Raw genomic sequence first — 21892 nt, 5'->3', positions numbered from 1 at the left:
GGATGCCTCTCCGGCGGCGCTTAGCGTTCGGCGTCGCGGACGCGTTCGGCGGTCGCCTCGACCGTTGGATCGGTCTGCCGCTTGGCCTCGATCCGGCTGGGCGGGACGGCATCGTCATCTTCCGCCATACCCTTCTTGAACTGCTTGATGCCCTTGGCCACGTCACCCATCATGTTCGAGAACCGGCCACCACCAAGGACCAGGATCGCGATCACACCAAAGATCAGCCAATGAACCAGGCTGAAACTACCCATCACAAAATCTCCCAAAGGCGTGACATCTATCTAGTCTGCATCGCCATCATTTTCCACTTCTTCCTCGCTCTCGCCGGCAATGGATAACTCGGCCATGGCAAGATCGATCGGATCGAGCAGCCCGGCAGCCCGCAAATCGTCGATCCCGGGGAGGTCGCGGCGGCTGGCGAGCCCGAAATGGGTGAGGAATTCCGCGGTCGTCGCGTACATTAACGGCCGCCCTGGCGTCTCACGCCGGCCAGCAGGTCGCACCCATCCCGCCTCCATCAGCACATCGAGCGTCCCCTTGCTGATCTGAACGCCGCGAATCGCCTCGATCTCGGCGCGAGTCACCGGCTCGTGATAGGCGGTGATCGCCAAGGTCTCGATCGCCGCACGCGACAGCTTGCGCGGCTCCTCGCGGTCGCGACGCAGCAAATGCGCAAGATCGCCCGCGGTCTGGAAATGCCAGCGATCGCCGCGCCGGACCAGTTCGATCCCGCGGCCGGCATAATCTTCGGCGATCCGCTCCAGCGCGCCGCGAACGTCGATGTCCTCGCCGACATGCGCGCGGATCGAGTCGATGGTCAGCGGCTCCTCGGCGGCGAACAGCACCGCTTCGACCGCGCGGACCGGATCGTCAGGATCGATCGTCATGCCTCCGCCCTTTCGCCGGTCGCCTTGAGATAGAGCGGCGCGAAGGCCGATTTCTGGCGCAATTCGGCCTTGCCCATCCGCGCGAGTTCGAGCGCCGCGACGAAACTGGAGGCGAGCGCCGACTTGCGAAACGCACCGTCCAGGCTGTCGGGCAGGAAGCTTTCGATCGTCGCCCAGTCGATATGCTCGCCGAGCAGCCGCGATACGCGCTCGAGCGCGGCATCCAAGGTCATCACCAGGCGATCATGGACAACGTGGAAGACCGGGCGATTGCGTGCGTTGATCTGGCCATAAGCGGCGATCAGGTCATAGATCTCGGCCTGCCATTGTGCCTTGCGCACCGTCCGCAATCCTTCGGGCGCGGCGCGGCGGAAAACATCGCGGCCGATCCGGTCGCGTGCGAGCAGCCGAGCGCCGGCATTGCGCATCGCGTTGAGCCGCTCGAGCCGCATCTGCAGCCGCAGCGCCAGTTCCTCGGGACTCGGTTCGATCTCCGGATCGCGCGGCAGCAGCAGCGCCGATTTGAGATAGGCCAGCCACGCCGCCATCACGAGATAATCGGCCGCGACTTCGAGCTTCAGCGTGCGGGCATGCTCGATATAGGAGAGATATTGCTCGACCAGTTGCAGGATCGAAATCTGCTTGAGGTCGACCTTTTGCGATCGGGCGAGCGCTAGCAGGAGGTCGAGTGGGCCTTCCCATCCCTCGATGTCGAGCGTCAGCGTGTCGTCGGCGGCGTCCATAGGCACGCTTTTAGGCATAGACTTTCGCGATACCAAAGCCGGAGGTCAGCGCTGTTGTGGATAACGCCCGCCAAGCCACACATCGTCATCCCGGTGCTAGGCCAGAGCCAACAACTCATCCCGCTTGGCGATCAGTTCCGCGAAATCGCCCTGCGGCGCGACTCCCCGCACCGAGGCCATCGCACGGTCGAGCCGTTCGAGCGACTTGGCCGGCATGTCGTTGAGCAGCGAGGCGATCTCGCGCATCTCGTCCATCCGTCCCCAGCAATCGAGCACGATATCGCAACCGGCGGCGATCGCCCCCGCGGCCTTCTCCCCTGCCGTCCCCGACAACGCCTTCATGTCGATATCGTCGGTCATCAGCAGCCCGTCGAAGCCGATCTTGCCGCGGATCACCTGCTCGACGATCACCGGCGACATGGTCGCGGGGCGTTCGGGGTCCCAGATCTGGAACACGATATGACTGGTCATCCCCATCGGCGCGTCCGCCAGGCGGCGGAAGGGCTCGAGATCGATCTCCAATTCCTCCTCCGACGCGGTCACCGTCGGCAGGTGGAAATGCGTGTCGACCACCGCGCGGCCATGGCCGGGCATATGTTTGACCACGCCGACCACGCCGCCGGCGCGCAGTCCTTCCATGATCGCCTTGCCCATCGCCGCGACGCGCATCGGCTCGTGTCCCAACGCACGGATGGTGATCGCCTCGGTCGTGTCGCGCTGGCTGACGTCGAGCAATGGCCAGCAATCGACGTTGACGCCGACTTCGGACAGCATCAGCGCGGTCGCCTGAGCATTGACCCGCGCCGCCTCGATCGCGCTCATCGGCGCGACGTCGTAGAGCCGGTCGAAATCGGGGCCGGCGGGAAATTGCGGCCATTCGGGCGGCTGCATCCGTTGGACCCTGCCGCCTTCCTGGTCGATCAGGATCGGCAGCTCGTCGCGGCCGGTCAGCTCGCGCAAACTGTGGGTCAACGCGCGGACCTGCTCGCGATTCTCGATGTTGCGCTTGAACAATATGTACCCGGCGGCGTCAGCGTCCTTGTAGAAGGCGCGTTCGTCGTCGGTAAGGGTCAGGCCGGACAGGCCGAAGATCACGGGCTTCATGGCGGTGCTTCTACTCGCGCGCGCCTGGGGTTCAAGGCTGGTCAGGCTGGCTCAACCATATGCCCGAACCCGATTGTAGGCCGTCTTGCAGCTTTCGCCGACGTGACGAGACTCCACTGATCGATTTTTCCGCTCGCGGAGATCAGATTAACTCATCGCATAAATGATTGCAGCGCTTCGCCACACAAGCCACAACCGCCGAGCGAGCCGCGAGCCGGCTGCGCACCCGATCCGATAGAGTCCCAGCGCCGGTCGCACCGGCGCGAACGAGAGGAAGAACGAGATGGATGCTGTAACCGAAGGTAGCCCGCTGAGCGATCCGAACAAGGAACCCGCGGCGCTGCGCAGCTTGCTCGGCCGAACCAACCGCGACTGGTGGCCCAATCATCTCTCGCTCGACATCCTTCACCAGAAGGGGATCAGTGGCAATCCGATGGGCGACGACTTCGATTATGCGAAGGAATTCAAGTCGCTCGACCTCGCCGCAGTCAAGCGCGACCTGACCGCGCTGATGACCGACAGCCAGCCCTGGTGGCCGGCCGATTACGGGCATTACGGTCCGTTCTTCATCCGCATGGCATGGCATTCGGCGGGCACGTATCGCACCGGCGACGGCCGCGGCGGCGCCAATGCCGGACAGCAGCGCTTCGCTCCGCTCAATTCCTGGCCGGACAACGGAAATCTCGACAAGGCACGCCGCCTGCTGTGGCCGATCAAGCAGAAATATGGCCGCAAGCTCAGCTGGGCCGACCTGATGATCCTGGCCGGCAACGTCGCGATCGAATCGATGGGCGGCCCGGTGTTCGGCTTTGGCGGCGGCCGCGCGGACGTGTGGGAACCCGAACGCGACATCTATTGGGGCACCGAGGAGGAATGGGTCGGCAGCGCCAACAGCAAAACCCGCATCGACGAGGAAGAAGGCCGCGCGCTGGAAAGCCCGCTCGCCGCGATCCAGATGGGCCTGATCTACGTCAATCCGGAAGGACCGGGCGGCGTGCCCGATCCGCTCAAGTCGGCCCGCGACATCCGCGAAACCTTTTACCGCATGGGCATGAACGACGAGGAGACCGCAGCGCTGACCGCCGGCGGCCACACCTTCGGCAAGGCGCATGGCGCGGGCGATGCCAGCCTGGTCGGTGCCGAGCCGGAAGGCGCCGACATCGCGCAACAGGGTCTCGGCTGGCAGTCGGGGCATGAGAGCGGGATCGGTGACCATACCATCACCTCGGGTATCGAGGGCGCCTGGACGCCGACGCCTACGACCTGGGACATGTCGTTCTTCGACATGCTGCTCGACCATGACTACGAGCTGGTGAAGAGCCCCGCCGGCGCGAAACAGTGGCAGCCGGTCGGCAATCCCGAAGAGACGCTGGCGCCCAAGGCGCATACGCCCGGCGTCCGCGTGCCGACGATGATGACCACCGCCGACATGGCGCTCAAGATGGATCCCGAATACCGCAAGGTGATGGAGAAATTCCGCGCCGACCCGGCCTATTTCGCGGACGCCTTCGCCCGCGCCTGGTTCAAATTGTGTCATCGCGACATGGGGCCCAAGGCGCGCTACCTCGGCCCCGACGTTCCCGCCGAGAATCTGATCTGGCAGGACCCGATCCCCGCCGGTCCGCGGCTGAGCGATGGCGACGTCGCAACGCTCAAGGGCAAGATCGCCGATTCGGGTCTAAGCGTCGCGCAGCTCGTGAAGACCGCCTGGGCCTCCGCCTCGACCTGGCGCGGGTCGGATCATCGTGGTGGCGCCAACGGCGCGCGTATTCGCTTCGCGCCGCAAAAGGACTGGGAGGTCAACGAGCCGGCCGAGCTCGCCAAGGTGCTCCAGGTCTATCAGCGCATCCAGGCCGATTTCGGCGGCGCGGCCAAGGTCAGCATCGCCGACCTGATCGTGCTCGGTGGTAATGTCGGCGTCGAGCAGGCCGCAAGGGCTGCCGGCCGCAGCGTGACGGTGCCATTCACCAGCGGCCGCGGCGACGCGACCGCCGAACAGACCGATGCGGAAGGCTTCGCGGTACTCGAGCCGCGCGTCGACGGCTTCCGCAATTATCTGCAGGTCCGGTTCAACGTGCCCACCGAGGAATTGCTGGTCGATCGCGCCCAGTTGCTCGGGCTGAGCGCGCCGGAAATGACCGTGCTGGTCGGCGGCCTGCGTGTGCTCGGCACTAATCATGGTGGCTCGAAGCATGGCGTGTTCACCGACCGGCCGGGCCAGCTGACCAATGACTTCTTCGTCAACTTGCTCGATATGGCGACCGCTTGGCGACAGATCGACGACAGCGCCGACGAAGAGTTCGAGGGCAATGACCGCCATACCGGCCAGCGCAAATGGACCGGCACGCGGACCGATTTGGTGTTCGGCTCGAACTCGCAGCTGCGCGCTCTGTCCGAAGTCTATGCCTCGGCCGATGCCGGCGACCAGTTCGTCGACGAATTCGTCAAGGCCTGGGCCAAGGTGATGAACGCCGATCGCTACGACCTTATCTAAGGTCAAACAGTCCCGCCTGGCCGTATCGGCCGGGCGAACAGAGCCGCCGGTGCCCCCTCCCCCTTGGCGCCGGCGGCTTTTGTTTTGACGACATGCCGCTCCTACGCGACCGCCTCAGTGCCGATCGGCAGGGGCAAACCGCGAAAGGCTGCCTCGTCCAATATACCCGCACGCTTCGCCACGATGGTCGGCACCAATGCCTGGCCCGCCACGTTGACCGCGGTGCGGCCCATGTCGAGGATAGGATCGATCGCCAGCAACAGACCCGCGCCCTCGAGCGGGAGGCCCAGGGTCGAGAGCGTCAACGTCAGCATCACCGTCGCTCCGGTGAGCCCGGCGGTCGCCGCGGATCCGATCACCGAGACAAAGGCGATTAAGCCATAGTCGCCAAGGTGCAGCGGAATGCCGTAGAATTGCGCCACGAAGATCGCCGAGACCGCAGGATAGATCGCCGCGCACCCGTCCATCTTGGTGGTGGCGCCCAGCGGTACCGCGAAGGCGGCATAAGCTTGCGGCACGCCCAGCCGCCGCTCCGTCACGTCCTCGGTCACCGGCAAGGTTCCGACCGACGAGCGCGACAGGAAACCGAGCTGGATCGCCGGCCAAGCAGCCGCGAAAAAGCGCAGCGGATTGAGCCCGTTGGCCACCAGGATCGTCGGATAGACCAGCAGCAGGACGATCGCGAGACCGGCATAGACCGCGATCGCGAATGCCCCGAGCGACGATAGCGCATCCCAGCCATAGCGAACCAGTGCATCGGCGATCAGCGCCGCGCTGCCGATCGGCGTGAGCGCGATCACCCAGCGCAGCAACCGACGGAAGATCGCCAGTGCGGACGCGTTGAACGCTAGAAACGCCTCGCCGGTCTCGCCGATCCTGACCGCGGCCGCGCCGACCGCGAGCGCGGCGACGATCACTTGCAGCACGTTGAACGACACCGCAGTCGAGGCGACGCCATCGGTCACCGTGGTCGATGCGCCCAGCCCCAGCGCGTTGGCGGGGACCAGCCCTTTGAGGAAATCGAGCCAGGATCCGGTCGTGCCGGGCGCCTTGGCAGCGCCGGCGGCGACCGATGCATGCAGCCCCGGCTGGATCGCCAGCCCGAGAAGGATGCCGATCGCGACCGCGATCAGCGCGGTGACCGCGAACCACAATAAGGTCCGGGAAACCAGCGCAGCGGCATTTTCCAGCGTGCGCAACGCCGCGACCGAGGCGACGATCGCGGTGAACACCAATGGCGGCACCAGCGCCTTGAGCAATTGGACGAAGATCTGGCCGATCGTGTGCGCCGTCTCGCCGATCGCCGCACTACCCAGCCAGCGCGCAAGTAGGCCGACCGCCACGCCGGCAGCCATGCCGATCAGCACTTGCGCGCCGAACGTGAGTTTGATCCGCGTGCTCACGATGCCACCCTCCGCGCCGGCGGCCGGGCGCGGGCCAGCGCGTCGCCGAGCGCATCGGCCTCCGCGCCGTGCAGCCGAATGGCGCCCGGCTGGACGATCACGCTTTCGGGCGGGACATCGTCGAGCAGCCAGACATTGCCGCCGATGGTCGAGCCGCGGCCGATCGTCACGCGGCCGAGGATCGTCGCGCCGGCGTAGATGACGACATCGTCCTCGACGATCGGGTGCCGCGCATAACGTTCGCGCGGCGCCGTGCTCGCGTCCCATAACGGGCTGCGCGCGCCCAGCGTGACATGCTGATAGAGCCGGACATTCGATCCGATGATCGACGTCTCGCCGATCACCACGCCGGTTCCATGGTCGATGAAGAAGCGCGGTCCGATCGCGGCGCCAGGATGGATATCGATGCCGGTCCGCGCATTGGCGAGTTCCGAAATCGACCGCGCGACGATCGCCGCGCCCAATGTGTGGAGTTCGTGCGCGATACGGTGATGCAGCGTCGCAATCGCGCCGGGATAGCTCACCAGGATCTCGTCCACGCTGCGCGCGGCGGGATCGCCGATAAAGGCGGCGTCGATATCGCTGTCGATCAATGCCCGGATGTCGGCCAGGGTCGCCGCGAAATGCCGGATGAGCGTGGAGGCATGATCGTCGTCGAACGGCGCCGCGCTCTCCAACTGCCAATAAGCGATTTCGGCGTCGATCTCCTGTCGCAGGATATCGAGCCCGTCCGTCAGGCGCGCGGCGACGAAGGCGTCCTCCTGCTCAGGCCCGCCGCGAAACCCGCCGAGACGGCGCGGGTACAGGGCTGCGGACAGATCGCGGATTACCTGCGCCAATGCTTCGGGTGACGGAAACCGCACGGCCGGCGGTTGGCGGCGCGCACGCGATTTGAGCCGCGCATCGCGCAAGTCGGCAACGACGCCCTGGATGAATTCCGCCGACACGTCGTCGATCAAATTTCCGGCCACCATCGCAACGCCACCACTGTTCAACAAGGGAAGCGGCCCGGCTGCTAGGGGACGGCCGGGCCGCAGTTTGTGTCCAGGGAGCGGACCGCCTCTACCTAATCCATAGTATTTTGATGGGAAATACAGCTCTGCTTGCCATAGCCCAAGGATCGCTTGTGCGGTGGGGGGATTGTCCCGCCGCGCGATGGGATAACATTGCCCCCGCCCCCAGCCGTCATTATCCTGCCGTTATGCGCCAGCGAATCCTGATCGGTCTTGCCCTCGTCCTCATCCTGGTGGGCGGCCTCTATCTCTATTTTGCCCAACCCGATGAAGCGCGGCTCAGCATCGCGGCGGTCAGCGGCAGCCGGCCCGACATCACGCCGGCGCGGGCACAGATCTGGCCGACGATCAAGGTCGCCGACGCGGTGGGGTGGAAACAGGGGGAGATGCCGACGGCAGCGGCCGGGCTCAAGGTCAACCCCTTCGCCTCCGGGCTCGACCATCCTCGCTGGCTCTACCGCCTGCCCAATGGCGATGTGCTGGTCGCCGAGACCAATTCGCCGCCACGCAAGGGCGGCGGGATCGCCGGCTGGGTGATGAACTATCTGCTCGACAAAGGCGGCGCCGGCGTGCCCTCGGCCAACCGCATCACCTTGCTGCGCGACGCGAATGGCGACGGCGTAGCCGAGATCAAGCAACCGTTCCTGACCGGGCTCAACTCGCCCTACGGCATGGCGCTACTCGGCCCGTATCTCTACGTCGCCAATACCGATGCGCTGGTGCGCTATCCCTTCACCCCGGGCCAGACCAGGATCGACGCCAAGCCCGAGACGGTGATCAAATATCCGGGCGGCGGCAATCATTGGGCGCGCAACGTCATCGTCGCCGAAGACGGCAAGACGTTGTACCTGGCGGTGGGATCGTCGAGCAACATCGCCGATAATGGCCTGGACGCGGAGAAATTTCGCGCCAACATCCTTCAGGTCTATCCCGACACTAAGACCTTCCGCATCTATGCCGCCGGCATTCGCAACGCCAACGGCATGGCGCTCGAGCCCAGAACCAAGGCGTTGTGGGCGGCGGTCAACGAACGCGACTTGCTCGGCTCCGACAGCCCGCCCGATTATTTGAGCGCGGTGGAAGCCGGCGACAATTTCGGCTGGCCATGGTTCTATTGGGGCGGCTATCCCGACCACCGCGTGAAGCCGGAAAATCCCGGGCTGCAAGAATATGTGAAGCGTCCCGATTACGCTTTGGGGCCCCATGTGGCGGCGCTGGGGCTGGCCTTCGCCGACGAGGCGCGGCTTGGCCCGCAATTCGCCGACGGCGCCTTTATCGGCGAACATGGATCGTGGAACCGCCAGCCGGTGTCGGGTTACCGCGTCATCTATGTGCCGTTCGGCGATAATGGCTTTCCCACCAAGGGAGCGAAAGCGGTCGACGTGTTGTCGGGTTTCCTCGACGCCAAGGGTCAGGCGCGCGGTCGTCCGGTCGGCGTGACCTTCGATGCGACGGGTTCATTGCTGGTGGCGGACGATGTCGGCAACGTCATCTGGCGGGTGAGCTCGGCGACGCCCGTTCCGGCGCCTTCGCCGAGCGCGGCGGCGACTCCGAAAGCGTCTCGCTAAGTTTTATAAGGGGCGGGCTGCAACTGGCCCCCCGACCGCGCAGCCCGCACACCCGTACGACACCGAAGGGTCCACGCTTCGACGCGTATCTTTTCCCTCGATTCCGTTGCTTTACACCAACTTGCCCGATTCATGCGTTGACGATTGTATCTTAACTGCCCAAAATGGGTCACTGCGGGGGCGGGAGTGAGTCATATGGCTGCTGGCGACCGCGTTGCTACGGTTCCCGAGGGCATGAGCGATCACTGGCGCACCGCCATGTTCGCGCTGACCAATTTGTTCTTGTCGATGCACCACACCTTCACCGGGCATGACGGCGAAAGTCCCACGGCCGTGCTGATTTACTGCACGGTATCGGTCGGTAACATCCAGAAATTGATGCGCGAACGCAGCGTGCCACGCGAGTATACGGCAACCGCAATACTGCCGCGCGAATGGGTCGTGCCGATGTCGCGCAGCGCGATCGCCGCCGCGACCGGCCTGGCGAGGGAGACGGTGCGCCGCCACGTCGCGCAAATGATCGAGTCGGGCCTGTTGATCGAGGATCCGCGCGGCGGCGTGACGGTGGTGCCCGGCGCCATCCAGACCCGCGCGCTCGAGCCGTTGCTGGAAACTTTAGTCACCGAATTCTCGCGCACCGCGGACGCGCTGCTGCGCGCCGGGGTGATCGAGGTTCAGACGTCCTGACGAGCAAGTTTATTCAAGCAATTTAGGCGCTTCCTTGGCGAGCTTCGCGCGGATGCGGTCGGCGAACAGCGCCAGGAACGGCGGCAGGTCCACGGCCGCGATCACTCGGTCGCCGCGCACGTCCAGACTGGAGACGACGCGCTGCCCCATCGCCGCGACGGTGAAATGGAGCACGTCAGCCGTCCAGTGATGCTCGACCTCGGCCCCGCCGGGAAACCAGCCCGACAATTTGCCGATGCCCGCATCGACTCGCCGCCGCGCCTCTGCCAGCCCCAATTTGTGCGATACCTCGACAACGATCGGATCGCTCATGTCGCGAAGAATCCCGCCGTGTTCATGTGGCAAACAATTGCGCGTCATCGGCGAACGCCTTGAACTCCAGCGCGTTCCCCGACGGGTCGAGGAAGAACATCGTCGCCTGTTCGCCGGGCTGGCCGACGAAGCGAATATGCGGCTCGATTCCGAAGGTGATTCCGGCCGCCTTTACCCGGTCGGCCAATGTCCGCCACGCGTCCATCGTCAGCACGACGCCGAAATGCGGCACCGGCACGTCGTGACCGTCCACGGGGTTGGACACCACGACGGGTTTCGCCGTGGGATCCAGATGCGCCACGATCTGGTGTCCGAACAAGTCGAAGTCGATCCAGCTGTCCGAACTGCGCCCCTCGGGACAGCCCAGCGTCCCGCCGTAAAAGGCGCGCGCGGCGGCGAGATCGTGAACGGGAAAAGCGAGGTGGAAGGGTCGGAGCATGTCTTCTAGCTACCGCCCGCAGAGCCAAACGTCACCCCGGACTTGTCGATTGGGGCTAGCGCGCTTCGTCATTTCGCAGCCATAGCGCGAGGCGATGCGTCGTCTCCTCCCGTTCCTGCCACTCGCGCTCGGCGCCGTATCCGCGTTCGGCGTCGCGCCGTGGAACTGGTGGCCGCTGACCTTGGCCGGGTTTGCGGTCTGGTTGCTCCTCATCCATGGTGCCGGCTCGATTAGACAGGTCTTGGGAATGGGCTGGCTGTTCGGGCTCGGCCATTTCGCCGTCGCCAATTTGTGGATTCAACAGCCGTTCGAATTTCAGGACGCGATGCCGCCTTGGCTCGGCTATCTCGCGGTGGTCCTGGTCGCGGCCTATCTCGCTCTCTTCCCAATGCTTGCCGCCGGCCTCGCCTGGCGGCTCGCGAGCCCGGCGGCGAAAGGCGATCAGGCGCCGCGCGTCGACACGGCATTCGTGCTGGTCGCGGGCGTTGCCTGGATCGCGACCGAATATCTGCGCGGGACCATGTTCACCGGCTATCCGTGGGATCCGCTGGCGGCGACCTGGATGTCAGCCGGACATTTGGCGAACCTGGCAGCCTATGTCGGCACCTATGCGCTCTCGGGGCTGGTGGTGGTCGCCAGCGGCTGTCTGCTGGTCGTCATCGTCGACCGACGTGCTTACCTTCCGATGTTAATCCTGCTTGCGCTGATATTCTGTGCGCCAGCCTTCGTTGGAGGTGATCCGCCCGTCGTAGCAAATGTCCGCATCGTGCAGCCGGACTTGCCCGAGGAAGCGAAACCGACCGCCGATTACGCCGAAGCAAATTTCCAGGCACTCGCCCGCCTGTCCGGAAAACCCAATCCCGACCATCCACGCCTGATCCTGTGGCCCGAAGGCGCAATCCGCTTCCCCGTCGAGGACGGTTATCCACGCTATGTCTACGACCTGATGGGAAGCGCGCAGACCGCGCGCATCCGGATGGCCTCGCTACTTGGCGACCATGACGCCATCCTGACGGGTACGCAGGGCATGTATTTCGACAAGCGTACCGAGAATATGATCGCTGCGACCAATTCGATCGCGGTGATCGGACCCGACGCCCAACTCCACGGCCGCTACGACAAGGCGCATCTGGTGCCCTATGGCGAATATCTGCCGATGCGCCCTGTGCTCGAGGCGATCGGCTTGTCGCGGCTCGTCCCCGGCGATGTCGATTTCATTCCCGGACCGGGCCCGCGGACCATGACTATCCCCGGCTTCGGCAAAGTCGGCATGCTGATCTGCTATGAAGTGATCTTCTCCGGCCATATCGTCGACCCGGCCAATCGACCCGACTTCATCTTCAACCCATCCAACGACGCCTGGTTCGGTACGCTGGGCCCGCCCGCGCACCTCGCCCAGGCGCGCTTGCGCGCGATTGAGGAAGGCCTGTCGATCGTCCGCGCGACGCCGACCGGTATCTCGGCGATCATCGACCCCGATGGCGCCGTCCGCCAGAGCATCCCGATGGGCCAGGCCGGCGCGATCGAGGGCAGCGTCATGCGCGGCTCCCCCACCCTCTTCTCGCGCCTCGGCAATTGGATGGCGCTGATCGTCTCGGCGATTCTGCTCATTTGCGCGATTGCCATCCGGCGGCTCGCTCGCTAGGACCCGCAGCCTCATATAAGGAAAGCTTTATATGGGCATGGCAACGGCCCGGCTTTCCGCCAGACCCCAGAGGAAACTCAATGCGTTCCAATTATCTCTTCACGTCCGAATCGGTCTCCGAGGGCCATCCCGACAAGGTCGCCGACCAGATTTCCGACGCCATCGTCGACCTGTTCCTGTCGAAAGACCCCGAAGCGCGCATCGCTTGCGAGACGCTGACCACCACGCAGCTGGTCGTGCTGGCCGGTGAAATCCGCGGCAAGGGCATCATGGACGAGGCCGGTAACTGGGCACCCGGCGTTCGCGACGAGGTCGAGAAGGCGGTCCGCGATACCGTGAAGCGGATCGGCTACGAACAGGACGGCTTCCACTGGGAAACCTTCCGCTTCGAGAACAACCTCCACCCGCAATCGGCGCATATCGCGCAGGGCGTGGACGCCAGCGGCAACAAGGACGAAGGCGCCGGCGACCAGGGTATCATGTTCGGCTATGCCGCCAACGATACGCCGGACCTGATGCCGGCGACGCTCTATTACAGCCACAAGATTCTCGAGCAGATGGCGGCCGACCGCCACTCCGGCAAGGCGCCGTTCCTCGAGCCTGACGCCAAGAGCCAGGTCACGCTGCGCTATGAAGGCAGCAAGCCCGTCGCCGCCACCGCGATCGTCGTCTCGACCCAGCATGGCAAGGGCTATGACGAAGGCGAGAAGGAAGCCGAGCTTCACGCTTATGTGAAGCAGGTCGTCGCCGACGTGATCCCCGCAGGCCTGCTCAGCGACGAGACCGTCTATCACATCAACCCGACCGGTAGCTTCGAGATCGGCGGCCCCGATGGCGACGCCGGCCTGACCGGCCGCAAGATCATCGTCGACACCTATGGCGGCGCCTCGCCGCACGGCGGCGGCGCGTTCAGCGGCAAGGATCCGACCAAGGTCGATCGTTCGGCGGCCTATATCACCCGCTATCTGGCGAAGAACATCGTCGCGGCCGGCCTCGCCCAGCGCGTGACGATCCAGCTGGCCTATGCGATCGGCGTGTCGAAGCCGCTATCGCTCTATGTCGATACGCATGGCACCGGCACGGTCGAGGACGACAAGCTGGAAGCGGCGATCGGCAAGATCGAGAAGCTGGGCGGCCTGACCCCGCGCGGCATCCGCACGCATCTCGGCCTCAACAAGCCGATCTATGCGCGCACCGCGGCGTACGGTCACTTCGGCCGCAAGCCCGAAGGTGACTTCTTCCCGTGGGAGCGCACCGACCTGGTCGACGACCTCAAGGCCGCACTGGCCTGATCCTGATCCGATCAACGGATCACGCAAGGGCCGGGGAGCGATCCCCGGCCCTTCTTCGTTGGCGGCGCCGATTGGCTTTCGACACATCTGGTTCTAGGCGGGCCCACAATGAACGATCCGACCACCATCCGGCGCCTCTACGGCCGGCGCCAGGGACATAAATTGCGCCAGGGCCAGTCGGCCTTGGTTGAACAGCTGCTGCCCGCCGTCGAGGTCCCGGAAACCGGTCCGCTCGACGCGCGCACCTTGTTCGGTGATGATCGCCCGCTCGAGCTGGAGATCGGGTTTGGCGCCGGCGAGCATCTCGCGGGCCAGGCAGCGGCGCGGCGCGATCACGGTTTCATCGGCTGCGAGCCCTTCCTCAACGGCGTGGTCGGCGCGCTCGGCCATATCCGCGATCAGGGCCTGGAGAATGTCCGCCTGCACATGGGCGACGCGCTCGATGTGCTCGAGCGGCTGCCCGACGCCAGTCTGACCCGCGTCTACCTCCTCCATCCCGATCCCTGGCCCAAGGCGCGTCACGCCAAGCGCCGGATGGTCAATGACGGCCCGCTCGACCTGATCGCCGCCAAGCTCAAACCTGGCCATGAATTCCGGTTGGGTACCGACGATCCGACCTATTGCCGCTGGGCGATGATGGTGATGAACCGCCGCCACGACTTCGTCTGGACCGCGCAGGCGCCGCGCGATTTTCTGACCCGCCCCGACGACTGGCCCGAGACGCGCTACGAACGCAAGGCGCGACGGCAAGGACATGAGGTCTGGTATTTCACGTACATCAGAGTGTAATATTTTGTCAGAACCGCGGGTTGAAGACTGTCAGCAGGGGGAAAGTTGAACCGAGCAAGCCGACACCGCGATTGGCGCCAGTACCCTTCATCGCTCGGGTGTCGACCTAACCGTCCGCAATGCGCCTCAGTCGCGGTCTTCGATGCCGCATGAAACGTCCTTGAAAGCCGTCGTCGCTCAGTCGACCAGCCGACGCTAGTGCGCCACGGGCCAACCGTCAGCCGTCCATCCAAGCGCCTGGATTCTCAACGTCGGGACACCTTTATTCCGCGCGTCGTAGGCGTGATAGACGAGAAAGTCGCGTCCACCGTCAGCCAGGATGGCGACGTGCCCCGGTCCTCGCCACCGGCCACTCGGATCGAGCTTGGCGTGAAGCACGATCTGACCATATCCCTTGCTCATCGGCTTGCCGTCATAGTCCAGATACGGCCCCGTCACGTCTTTCGATCGACCGACCACGGTGTAATAGCTGCTGTCGGACCCTCGGCAGCAGAAATCGTAGGATGCGAACAGGTAATGATAGCCGCCGCGGGCAATTAGGAAGGGTGCTTCCACCGCGTCCGGATTCGGCCGCCGGATCAAGGAATATACCGTCTTGTCTTCGACCGACGCCAGTCCCGTTGCAGGATCGAGCCGCACCATCTTGATCCCCGTCCAGAAGCTGCCGAACGTCAGCCACGATCGGCCATCGCCGTCGGTGAAAACGTTGGGGTCGATCGCGTTGAAATCGTCGGCGCGGGTCGAGCGGACCACCAGTCCCCGATCGGTCCAGCCCTTGCCCGGCGCGGCAGGATCAAGTGCCGGCGAAGTGGCAAGGCCAATCGCCGAGACGTTACTGCCGAACGACGACACGGCGTAGTATAACCGATACTGGCCGCCGCTATAGGAGATGTCCGGCGCCCAAAGCCCGCGCGCGGACGGGATCATCCGCCTCGCCCAATCCGGCACCGCGTCGAACACGGTTCCTGCCCGCCGCCAGCTGAGCAAATCCTTGGAGGTGCGGATCGGAATCTGTCCCCCGTCATCGGGCCGGGTGGTGCTGAATACGTAAAAGGTGTCGCCGGCCTTGATGATCGCCGGATCATGTACGCCAGTGATATCGCCGGTCATGTGGTCCGCGATTATGCCAGCCGGCGCGGGTTTTTGCGCGCTGAAAGCTGCGGACGCCCCCACCGACAGCAACGCGACGGTTGCCAATGACAGGCCCGACCGGATCGACAGGCGCCTCATTGCCAACCTCTCGCGTCAGAACTTGAAGCGCAGCCCGCCGCCGAAAGTGCGATCATATTGGCGAGTGTCGCGGGGCTCGAAGGTCGTGGTCCCGAAATTGTCGTGGTAGGTTTCGCCCAGCAGGTTGGTCGCATCGACCGTGATGGTGATGTTCTTGTTGATCGCGTAGCTGGCAGAGAAATCGAGAAAGGCGACCGGCGAGACAACCACACGCCCGCCTGCGAAAGCGTCCGAATAGCTATCGGTATAGCGGCTGCGCCAATTGTAGGCGAGGCGGGCCGAGAGTCCGTACTTTTCGTAGATCGCAACGAGGTTGTAGGAATATTTCGACAGCGGCACGATGTCGCGGCGCACGCCCGTGACCGGATCGTTCACGTGCCCGTCCGAATAAGTGAAGCTGGCCTGCGCGCCGAAGCCGCTCAACGGCCCGGGCAGGAAATCATAGAATTGCGTGTAGGATATTTCGACACCCTTCAACTGACCACCGCTGGTATTGCGCGGGCGGGTCACCAGAAAGGTCTGAAGCGTGCCGTTCGAGGCGACCAGCTGCTCCGCCGCGGAGTCGCTCTGGATGTAGCCATCGAGCTTCTTGTAGAAGCCGGCGACCGTGAACGAGCCCGTGCGCGAAAAGTACCATTCCGCGGTCAGGTCGATATTGGTCGACTTGACGTCGCGAAGGTCGGCATTCCCGCCCGAGGCCGTGCCGTAGAATCCTTGGTTGCCCGTCGCTCCCGTTTCGACCTGGCTGATCGCTGGATTGAGCGCCGCGAATTGCGGCCGAAGGATCGCCTTTCCAGCGACCGCCCGCAGAACGATTTGGTCGGTCGGGCGCAGCTTGAGCGTCAAGCTGGGCAACCAGTCCAATTGGTTGCGCTTGCCGTTGATCGGGGACAGCACGGTTTGCGCCGGCGAGGTCGGCGTGGCGGCCAGGTTCGTCACCCGGATTGCGTTCAAGTCGGTCGCCGTATTGACGGCGCGGACACCAATCGTTCCCTCGAACGGCATCGATCCGAGATCGGCCCCGAACTGGGCTTGGGCGTAGGCGGCGAACACACGTTCCTTCAGCGAGAAGACCTGCGCGGGGTCGAACGCGGGTGCTCCGGCCGGCCGGCCGGCAAGCGCCCGCAACGTGTCGATATTGCCGCGGATCCAGCTGCTGGAGGTCAACGCGAAGCCGTCGATGCCCACCCGGCCGTCAATGATGTTGTCCGACGAATTTGTCGAAAAGTTCGCGTAATTCGCCGTCGGCGTGAAGCCCAGCCCGTAGCCGCCCGTCGGCGTGCCGGCCGAATTGCCAGTGCGTTCGGCGTAGCGCGCGCCGATCTTGAAGTTCTTGAGGAAACCGCCGTTGAAGGTGTGGAGAACGTCCGCATGCGCCGCATATTGCTCGCTGGTCGCGACATTGGCGTTATCGAATAGTGTGAAGAAGTTGAGGTTTGCCGGGTTCCTGATGTCGAACCCGTTGAAATTGACGCTCGGCGTCCGGTCGCTGTCGAAATTATAGTCGATCCGGGGAACCACAAAGGCGGTATCGACGACATATTGCCGACTGGTCACCTTGCTCTTGTTGTAGGTGATCTCGCCCGACAGCACCGTGTCGCCGGTCGTGTAGCGCGTCCCGAAGTTCGCCTGATATCCATCGGTGACCTGATGAAAGGTCTGCTTGCTGGTGATCGTAAAGTTGTTGACCGTGGTGATCGTGTGCGCAACGGGGCCACCGGTATCGCTTCCGGCCGAACCATCCTGAACGCTGGTGACCGTCACGCCCCCGGCCTTGGGCAGCCCGACGAAGAAGTCGACGTCATAGTCCTGGCGATACCCCGTATAGAGACCATCCAGGTAGAATTCGAGGTTGGGGGTCGGCCGCCACTGCAGCGCGACGCTGACGGACGGGCGGGTGCGATTGCCGTCGGTGACAAGGCCGCCCACCGTGTCGGGAATCCGGGTCGGATCCGTCCCTGACAGCGGATTGAAGCCGAAGTTGAAAGCGGTCTGATCCTCGTACTTGCGATTGTTGTACGAGGCCGCAACCAGGATACCGAACTCCCCGATTCCGGTCGTCCAACGGTCGCTGATCAGGCCGCTGAGGATGTAGCTGCCCTTGCCGCGCTGGTCCGAATAGATCCCGCGCGCGCCGCCGGCGATCTGCAATCCGTCAAAGTCGAACGGCCGCCGCAACCGGATGTCGATCGTGCCCGAAACGCTGCCCTCGATCTGTTCGGGCAGGTTGGTCTTGTAGACATCGACACCAGCAACCAGCTCCGCCGGAATGTCCTGCAACGCGACGCCCCGGCCGGTGCCGGTAAACGTCTCACGTCCGTTGATCAGCGTCTCGATGTCGGGCAGGCCGCGGACCAACACCGTTCCGACCTCGCCGCCGCTGCGCGAAACCTGGATACCAGTCACGCGCTGCAAGGCGTCGGACACGGTATTGTCAGGCAATTTGCCGATATCCTCGGCGACGATCGAGTCGACCACCTGCGAAGCGTTGCGCTTGATCGCCTGCGCACCCTGAAGGCTGGCGCGGACGCCGGTGACGACGATATCCTTGTCAGCGCCGTTGGCGGCGGCGGCATCGCCGGGGGCCGCGCCACCCTGTGGGGTTCCGGTCTGATCTTCGGTCGTGCCTGCCTGGCCGGGCTGCTGGGATTGCGCTTGCGCCGAGGCATTCGCCGCCGCGAACAACGCGAAGATGGAAACCGATGCTAAGATGAAAGGCTTGGGTGCCACGTGATCCTCCCCCAGAGATGGCAATGGGATGCGTTCTGACGACGCTAATTACTCCGACATAAATAAGTCGAGTCGCGCCGGTTCGCAAGCGGAATGTTGCGGCTTTCGGTGTTTCACGAGCGGACCGCCGAATCGCCGCACGTTAATCGCTCCGACTAGAGCGCGCTGCGAATGGGCGCATTTCGGCTATTCGCGGTGAAGAGCGTGTCGCGCTCGGCAGGACCAGGCGCCCGAGCGGCAGCATGTCGGCGTCGAGCCAGCGGCCTATAGGCGCTGCACTTCTCCACGCAGGGCTAGTTGCGCCTCGATCAGCGGCCATTCATCCCAGAAATCGTCGGACATCCGCCACATCTTCGCCCGAGCGCAAAATGGGCAGCGCAAGCGACCGGGGTCTCGCCGGGCGAGAGGAGAGGATCATCGCCGCGATCGCAACGGGCCATTGGCGACCGGCACGCCGAAATCGGGTGTGCCGTCGGCGTGGTACCGGAAATATTGCATCCGCGTATGGCGATTGGGGTCGAACAGCGGGTCGCCCGTGATCTTCTCATAATCGCGCCCGTGATAGACGAGGACGTCGCGTCCGCGCTCATCAACGGTGAAACTGTTATGCCCGGGGCCGAACACCTTGTTCTCGCGCGAGGTCTTGAAGACCGGCACGGGCGACTTGGTCCAGTTCGCCGGGTCCATGATGTCGGCGGCGTCGCGGCAGGAGAGCATCCCCATGCAATAGCGCGCGTCGGTCGCGCTCGCGGAATAGGTCATGAACAGCCGGCCGTTTCGCGCGAGCACCGCCGGCGCCTCGTTGACTTTGAACCCCTGCACTTCCCAGTCGAGCGTCGGCACCGATAGCCGTGCAGGCTTGGCCGCAAGCGTCAGCGGGGTTGCGAGGGGCGCGATATAGAGGTTGGAATTGGTCTCGATCCCCGGCTCGCGCTGCGCCCAGGCGAGATAGCGCCTGCCGCGGTGGACGAAGCTCGTCGAATCGAGCGTGAAGGTATCCCACGCCGTTTGCAGTTGGCCGAGCACCGACCATTTGCCCGTCATCGGGTCCGCGCCGTCGCATTCGATCGCGTAGGTGCGGATGCGGAACACGTCCTCGCCGCCACCGCTGGGTCCTGCGGCGAAATACATGACCCACTTACCGTCGATCAGGTGTAATTCCGGCGCCCAGATGAAGCCGGACATCGGTCCGCTGGCGAGATGCCGCCACAGCACCGCTTCACGTGCCGTGGAGAGGCCCTCCAACGTCCGCGACCGGCGCAGGACGAGCCGGTCATATTCGGGAACTGACCCGGTCATGTAATACCAGCCATCGTGGTGGCGAAACACCTGGGCGTCAGCCCGCTGCCTGACGACCGGATTGACGATCGTCGGCGCGGATGAGGTTCGGGCGAAGGCGGGTACGGCGGAAGTGGCGGCGGCCGCCGCCAGGAAATTACGCCGGGAAAGCTCTTGCATCACATCAATCCTCCGCTTGCGGCCAGCCGTCCGCACCCCAGTGGATCCGTGCGATCCTGAGTGTCGGCGCGCCATTCTTTTCGCGATCATAAGCATGGTAGGCGAGATAATCGGTGCCGCGGTCGCGCAGCACCCCAACATGGCCCGGCCCACGAAAGCGTTCCTTTTCGGGCAGGTCGGCGCGCAGCAATATGGTGCCCCCACCCCGCATCATCGCGCTGCCGTCCTTGCCAAGATATGGCCCGATGATCGCGCGCGCACGGCCGACGACGGTATAATAAGTGCTCGCGACGCCCTTGCAGCAATAGTCGTAGCTGGCGATCAGCCAGTAGAAGCCGCCGTGATCGATGATGAACGGCGCTTCGACCGGATCGGGCGCGCCGGCCGGCACCGGGCGGCGCGCGATCGCACGGGGCGCCTCACCCTCCTTGGCCAACTTGCCCGTCTTCGGGTCGAGCGCAAAAAGCTTCAGCCCGGTCCAGAAGCTGCCGAGCGCGAGCCAGTGGCGCCCCTTCCGATCGATCACGAAATTGGGGTCGATCGCGTTGAAATCGCTCCGCTCGGTCGACATCACGACCAGCCCCTCGTCGCGCCAACCATAGCCTTGCGCCTTGGGGTCTAGTGTCGGGCTAGTGAACAGGCCGATCGCCGAGCGGTTCGACCCGAAAGTGGAGACCGCGTAATAAAGCCGGTAGCGTCCGTTCACATAGGAGATGTCAGGCGCCCACATGTCCTGCGTGCCGGGCACGGCCCGGGTCGCCCAGTCGGGCAGGCGATCGATCAGCGCGCCCGCCGCTGTCCAGTGAACGAGATCCTTGGACGTCTTTGCGCGAACGAAGCGCCCATTGTCGCTGCCCGTGCTGAAGACATAATAGGTATCGCCCTCGCGGATGATGACCGGATCGTGCGTCGGCACAAGGTCGCCCGTCAACTGGGCATTGAGCGGCGTACCCGGCGGCGCGGACGCAGCGACCGCGGCCGCGCGCGCAGACGAATCCGGGCCGACCCTTGGACCTTCATCAAGGCCATCGCCGGGATGCTCGACGAATTGGGTGAAGGTGCGCGTGCCGTAGATCGGCCGGGACATATCCGCACGGACGGTCGCGGTGGCGCTGTCTCGCGCCGTCGCGGTGGACGCCGTCACGACGACAATCGCGAGTGCACCCAGCATCGTCGTGACCCGTACCGTCAACTTGTCCTCCCCATCACCGCTGCGCCGGCTTTCCACCGTCACCATTGCGGCAACTACTCCGACATATTAGCGTAGTACGGCCAATGCAATCGTCGTTTGATCGCAAGCGTCGAACTGATAAGGGAGCGAGGGGAGATAAGAATGACGGATGAAATGTCCGCGCTCGATTCAGCGCGGCGTCGCCCCGATGGAGCGCGGCAACCTCGCGGCACGGGCCGCCGGCTGCACGGCGCCATCGCCCGCAAGCTCGGCACCGCGATCGTCTCCGGCGAATATGTGCCGGGGGACATTTTGTCTGGCGAGGTCGCCTTCTCCGAAGCGCTCGATGTCTCGCGCAGCGCTTATCGGGAGGCCGTGCAGGTGCTGGTCTCCAAGGGGCTGGTGGAGAGCCGACCCAAGGCGGGAACCCGCATCCTCCCGCGTGACCGCTGGAACCTGCTCGATCCAGATGTCCTCGCCTGGGCGTTCGCGGGGGAGCCCGACACCCACTATGTCCGCTCCCTGTTCGAGCTGCGCGCAATCGTCGAGCCCGCCGCTGCCGCACTCGCGGCCGAACGCCGCGACCGCGTCGAGCTCAAGACGATGAAGGATGCTGTGGCTGCGATGCGCCGGCATACGCTCGCGACCGAGGAGGGGTGCGCGGCCGACCGCGACTTTCATAACGCCATCCTGCGCGCGACCCACAATGACGCCCTCGTCGCGCTCTCCGCCACCGTCGGAGCGGCGGTCAAGTGGACGACCCAGTTCAAGCAACGCCAGCGCGCCCTACCGCGCAACCCGATACCCGACCATGCCCGCGTTTACGACGCCATCGCCGCGCAGGACGCCGACGCCGCCCGCGACGCGATGCGCGTGCTTGTCGACCTCGCGCTCGAGGACACCCGGAGCGCGATGCAGGCCTGA

18 protein-coding genes and 1 pseudogene are annotated in these 21892 nt (G+C 64.7%); 7 read left to right on the top strand and 12 right to left on the bottom strand.

What is annotated here, in order from left to right:
- Positions 1-20 precede the first annotated feature (20 nt).
- The 4 genes from AC1DRD_RS04570 to nagZ all read right to left on the bottom strand — a co-directional run bounded on the left by AC1DRD_RS04570 (position 21) and on the right by nagZ (position 2737).
- Positions 21-254, bottom strand: a complete 234-nt coding sequence (locus AC1DRD_RS04570) for a twin-arginine translocase TatA/TatE family subunit (protein WP_478040478.1) — start codon at positions 252-254, stop codon at positions 21-23.
- 30 nt (positions 255-284) lie between these two features.
- The gene (gene scpB / locus AC1DRD_RS04565) at positions 285-890 is read right to left on the bottom strand and encodes an SMC-Scp complex subunit ScpB (protein ID WP_478040477.1); all 606 of its coding nucleotides are present in this window, start codon (positions 888-890) and stop codon (positions 285-287) included.
- Positions 887-1633, bottom strand: a complete 747-nt coding sequence (locus AC1DRD_RS04560; protein ID WP_478040476.1) for a segregation and condensation protein A — start codon at positions 1631-1633, stop codon at positions 887-889. Before AC1DRD_RS04560 ends, scpB begins: the two co-directional genes overlap by 4 nt.
- Positions 1634-1729: 96 nt before the next feature.
- On the bottom strand, positions 1730-2737 hold the full coding sequence (gene nagZ / locus AC1DRD_RS04555) for a beta-N-acetylhexosaminidase (RefSeq protein WP_478040475.1): 1008 nt from the start codon (positions 2735-2737) through the stop codon (positions 1730-1732).
- Positions 2738-3020: 283 nt separating this feature from the next.
- Between nagZ and katG the strand changes: the two genes are divergently transcribed.
- Complete coding sequence (gene katG / locus AC1DRD_RS04550) at positions 3021-5231, top strand: catalase/peroxidase HPI (protein WP_478040474.1); 2211 nt, start codon at positions 3021-3023, stop codon at positions 5229-5231.
- Positions 5232-5332: 101 nt separating this feature from the next.
- Here katG and AC1DRD_RS04545 read toward each other — a convergent pair whose 3' ends face one another.
- Together AC1DRD_RS04545 and epsC are read right to left on the bottom strand one after the other, a co-directional pair.
- Positions 5333-6634, bottom strand: coding sequence for a dicarboxylate/amino acid:cation symporter (locus tag AC1DRD_RS04545; RefSeq protein WP_478040473.1), 1302 nt, complete (start codon positions 6632-6634; stop codon positions 5333-5335).
- On the bottom strand, positions 6631-7608 hold the full coding sequence (gene epsC, locus AC1DRD_RS04540; RefSeq protein ID WP_478040472.1) for a serine O-acetyltransferase EpsC: 978 nt from the start codon (positions 7606-7608) through the stop codon (positions 6631-6633). The genes AC1DRD_RS04545 and epsC overlap by 4 nt, the downstream gene beginning before the upstream one ends.
- Before the next feature lie 227 nt (positions 7609-7835).
- On the opposite strand from epsC, the gene AC1DRD_RS04535 reads away from it, so the two are divergent.
- Positions 7836-9215, top strand: a complete 1380-nt coding sequence (locus tag AC1DRD_RS04535) for a PQQ-dependent sugar dehydrogenase (protein ID WP_478040471.1) — start codon at positions 7836-7838, stop codon at positions 9213-9215.
- 195 nt (positions 9216-9410) lie between these two features.
- A complete protein-coding gene (locus tag AC1DRD_RS04530; protein WP_478028452.1) occupies positions 9411-9902 on the top strand; it encodes a hypothetical protein in 492 nt (163 codons plus the stop codon).
- Positions 9903-9911: 9 nt separating this feature from the next.
- Here the strand turns inward: AC1DRD_RS04530 and AC1DRD_RS04525 are convergent, their stop codons facing one another.
- A complete protein-coding gene (locus AC1DRD_RS04525) occupies positions 9912-10214 on the bottom strand; it encodes a polyhydroxyalkanoic acid system family protein (protein WP_478040470.1) in 303 nt (100 codons plus the stop codon).
- A gap of 22 nt (positions 10215-10236) precedes the next feature.
- Positions 10237-10653 (bottom strand): VOC family protein, encoded by a 417-nt coding sequence (locus AC1DRD_RS04520; RefSeq protein WP_478040469.1) that lies wholly within the window; start codon positions 10651-10653, stop codon positions 10237-10239.
- Between the two features lie 94 nt (positions 10654-10747).
- On the opposite strand from AC1DRD_RS04520, the gene lnt reads away from it, so the two are divergent.
- From lnt to trmB, 3 genes are all read left to right on the top strand, one after another.
- On the top strand, positions 10748-12298 hold the full coding sequence (gene lnt, locus AC1DRD_RS04515; protein WP_478040468.1) for an apolipoprotein N-acyltransferase: 1551 nt from the start codon (positions 10748-10750) through the stop codon (positions 12296-12298).
- Between the two features lie 80 nt (positions 12299-12378).
- A complete protein-coding gene (gene metK, locus AC1DRD_RS04510; RefSeq protein WP_478028446.1) occupies positions 12379-13590 on the top strand; it encodes a methionine adenosyltransferase in 1212 nt (403 codons plus the stop codon).
- Between the two features lie 108 nt (positions 13591-13698).
- Positions 13699-14379 carry a tRNA (guanine(46)-N(7))-methyltransferase TrmB gene (gene trmB, locus AC1DRD_RS04505; protein ID WP_478040467.1) on the top strand — a complete coding sequence of 227 codons (681 nt, stop codon included), beginning with the start codon at positions 13699-13701 and terminating at the stop codon, positions 14377-14379.
- Positions 14380-14574: 195 nt separating this feature from the next.
- Here trmB and AC1DRD_RS04500 read toward each other — a convergent pair whose 3' ends face one another.
- The 4 genes and pseudogenes from AC1DRD_RS04500 to AC1DRD_RS04485 form a co-directional block, all read right to left on the bottom strand.
- Entirely contained in the window at positions 14575-15489 is a 915-nt protein-coding gene (locus AC1DRD_RS04500; RefSeq protein WP_478040466.1) for an arabinan endo-1,5-alpha-L-arabinosidase, read from the bottom strand.
- 135 nt (positions 15490-15624) lie between these two features.
- On the bottom strand, positions 15625-18339 hold the full coding sequence (locus tag AC1DRD_RS04495) for a TonB-dependent receptor (RefSeq protein WP_478040465.1): 2715 nt from the start codon (positions 18337-18339) through the stop codon (positions 15625-15627).
- Between the two features lie 420 nt (positions 18340-18759).
- Positions 18760-19797 (bottom strand): annotated as a pseudogene (locus AC1DRD_RS04490) (glycoside hydrolase family 43 protein); the annotation flags it as partial.
- Between the two features lie 4 nt (positions 19798-19801).
- The gene (locus AC1DRD_RS04485) at positions 19802-20989 is read right to left on the bottom strand and encodes an arabinan endo-1,5-alpha-L-arabinosidase (RefSeq protein WP_478040464.1); all 1188 of its coding nucleotides are present in this window, start codon (positions 20987-20989) and stop codon (positions 19802-19804) included.
- 153 nt (positions 20990-21142) lie between these two features.
- On the opposite strand from AC1DRD_RS04485, the gene AC1DRD_RS04480 reads away from it, so the two are divergent.
- The gene (locus AC1DRD_RS04480) at positions 21143-21892 is read left to right on the top strand and encodes a FadR/GntR family transcriptional regulator (protein WP_478028439.1); all 750 of its coding nucleotides are present in this window, start codon (positions 21143-21145) and stop codon (positions 21890-21892) included.

It is taken from the genome of Sphingomonas sp. P4_G2 (assembly GCF_056401155.1).
This window is presented reverse-complemented; position numbering and strand designations above follow the sequence as displayed.